The sequence below is a fragment of the Acetobacterium sp. genome (genome assembly GCF_039830195.1).
In the GTDB taxonomy this organism is placed as follows: domain Bacteria; phylum Bacillota; class Clostridia; order Eubacteriales; family Eubacteriaceae; genus Acetobacterium.
Window position 1 is genome coordinate 1 of the sequence record NZ_JBDODG010000026.1, and the last position, 3,103, is coordinate 3,103.

Here is a 3,103-nt window from a genome sequence, read left to right on the forward strand (position 1 = left end):
TTTATATCTGTATTTTTTTATGGGGCGAAGCCCCAAACGCAGGCGCAGCGCAGCGGAGACGGAGTTGCACGGATTCATTCAACGGCCATTAATTCTCACCAGACCACCGATAAACGAATAGAATTATTCTAAAACACGTTTAAAAAACGTCAAATACGGTATAATTCTAATAAATAAGTCCTAAAAAGAAGAAAGAGAAAGAAGGCGTTTTTATGAAAGAAAGAAAGATTATACAGGTCGTTCAGGGGATTAATGCAGTGGATGGGGCCGGGGTTCATTTGACCCGGGTCTTGTCCCACTCAACAGTAAAAGCATTTGATCCCTTCCTGATGCTGGATTCCTTTGATTCTGAAAATCCCCAGGATTACATTAAAGGTTTTCCCATGCATCCCCACCGGGGAATTGAAACCGTCACCTATCTGGTCGAAGGGCTGATCGAACATCAGGACAGCCTGGGGAATAAGGGGGCCATTGAATCCGGCTGTTCCCAATGGATGACCGGAGGGAGTGGGATTCTTCATCAGGAGATGCCCCAGGCCTGTGAAAGAATGCTGGGTTTCCAGTTGTGGCTGAATCTGCCCAGGTCAGAAAAGATGACAGAGCCCAAATATTTTGAAATTAGAAAAGAAACGTCCTCTATATAAAGGAGCCGGTTTTAATGTTGGCGTTATATCCGGATCTTATGAAGGGGTAAAAGGCGCCGAACCCCATCACATCCAGGCGATGATTTTTGATGTGGTAGTTGAACCGGGAAAATCGGTTAGGATTCCGACTCCCAAAGGAGAAACCGTATTTGCGTTTTTAATTGAAGGTCAAGGCGCAGTAGCGGGAACCTTATATAAAGAGAAATCGGCGCTGCTGTTTAGTGAAGGTGAATATATTGAAATAACAGCCGAGGAAAAGCCGCTTCGTTTCGCCGTATTTTCAGCACCGCCGCTGAATGAACCAGTGGCCTGGGGCGGTCCCATTGTGATGAACACCGAAGATGAATTAAAGCAAGCCTTTGCAGATTTGGAAGACGGCTGTTTTATAAAAAAACGTCCTCAGATCTAGTCGTAAATTGCGGGTTTGGCGATACAATCCAACAAGCCAATCGTTTCTAAATAGGATGATCAGATCGGAGGAAATGATCAACATGAAAAATGCAGACCAGAGAGAAGCAGAAAAGTGGAATCTCTTCTTAGGTACCGTGATCACCAATATTTCTGACTCGGTTATGATCACAGATCATCAATTTAAGATTATTTACATCAATAAAAGTGCAGAGGAGCTGTTTGGTTATAAGGAAGACGAATTGCTGGGGCGATCTCCAAAAATATTTTTTCCCAAAGGACTAATAAAAGCGGAAGTGTATAACACCATACGAGTGGGAAACACCTATTCAGGAAATGATTTGGTGATTCGGGCTGATGGCACGACCTTTATGTGCGAATACAAGGTTACGCCGATAATAGAAGAAGATGGACAATCAAAAGCCTATGTAGTTATCCAGAGAGATGTAACCGAAAAGAATAAACTGCTTCAAGAATTAAAAGAAAGTCATGACCGTTATGATCAGCTAGCCATCCAGAGCGGTATCGTTACCTGGGAAACTAATGAAAAAGGCTTATTTACCTACCTAAGCCCCAATGTCAAAGATGTAATCGGGGGATCGCAAGCAGAACTGGTTGGCCACTTATATTTTTATGATCTGATTTCCAAATCGGAAGCAAAAAAAAGAAAAACAGAAGTGTTAAGCTGTATTAGAAAAAACCAACCCTTTGTTAACTATATTTGTTCGATACAAACCATCGATGGGAACGATCGTTATATTTCAATCAATGGGATTCCCCAGTTTAATAAAGATGGAACACGAATCGGTTATCGGGGGTCTTTGTTTGATATTACTGAAAAAATAGAAAGAGAAAAAAAGATCGAAAGACTGAGTTTTCATGACCATTTAACGGGTCTTTACAATCGCTATTACATCAGTGAAGCCGTTAAGCGGCTGGATGTTGAGGAACAGTTGCCGCTGACATTGATGATCATCGATGTGAATGGGTTAAAACTGACTAACGATGCATTCGGGCATGAGGCTGGCGATCGGTTGCTGATCACCGTGGCTGGTGTTTTGAAAAAATCCTGCCGGGAGAACGATTTGATTGGACGAATGGGCGGGGATGAATTCTGTCTCTTGCTGCCCAAAACCGATGAAGTTGCGGCTGAAAGGATTAAAAAGAGATTGCTGCATGAGGCTGATAAAGCCGGATTTGATTCGGTAATTGTTTCGCTGGCGGTGGGTCATGCCACTAAAAATATGATAGATGAAAAAACAGCAGAGTTGATGACCAGTGCAGATAATAATATGTATAGGGACAAACTAAAACGTGGAAAGATCATGCGAAGCAAGACCATTGAGCTGGTATTGCGTAATATTAATTTTAAATATGATCGCGAGCAGATCCACACTCAGCTGGTGGCCCAATACAGTGAGGCTATTGGGAAGGCGCTAAATTTGAGTAAAAAAGAGCTTCGTGAATTAAAGGCGGTGGGGGAATTGCATGATATCGGAAAGATTATGACCCCTCCGGAACTCTTGAATAAAACAGAGAGGCTAACAGCAGAGGAGTTTGCCGTGATCAGGCGGAATCCTGAAACCGGCTATCAGATTTTGAAATCCGTCAATGAATATTCTGGACTGGCAGAAATCGTACTGTATCATCATGAGCGTTGGGATGGTAACGGATATCCGGAAGGTCTGGCGGGAGAAGCGATTCCGTTTTTTTCGAGGATCATCGCCGTTGCGGATGCCTATGAAGCGATGACGTCAAAACGTTCCTATAAGAAGGCGATAACAAAAGCAGAAGCCATTGAGGAGCTTGAGCGATGTGCGGGAACCCAATTTGATCCGGAGATTGTTAGAATATTTATTGATAAGGTATTAATGATGATGGAATCATGTCAAAGCGATCCCGAAAAAGCGATGGAGAGCCTTGAATAAGCAGGAACAGGACATAAATACAGCACAATGAAAAAGAAATGAAAAAACTTTCAAAAAAGCGTTGACAGGAGGGGCGAAAGAGCGTATACTAATGAAGTTGTCTCAAGTGAGGCAGCGGACACA

The 3,103-nt window shown here is 42.9% G+C and carries 1 protein-coding gene and 1 pseudogene; both read left to right on the forward strand.

Annotated elements, in window-relative coordinates:
- The first annotated feature begins 212 nt into the window (after window positions 1-212).
- Window positions 213-1,053, forward strand: a pseudogene (locus ABGU93_RS08140) (pirin family protein).
- Between the two features lie 82 nt (window positions 1,054-1,135).
- On the forward strand, window positions 1,136-2,980 hold the full coding sequence (locus tag ABGU93_RS08145; protein ID WP_347412975.1) for an HD domain-containing phosphohydrolase: 1,845 nt from the start codon (window positions 1,136-1,138) through the stop codon (window positions 2,978-2,980).
- Window positions 2,981-3,103: the final 123 nt, after the last annotated feature.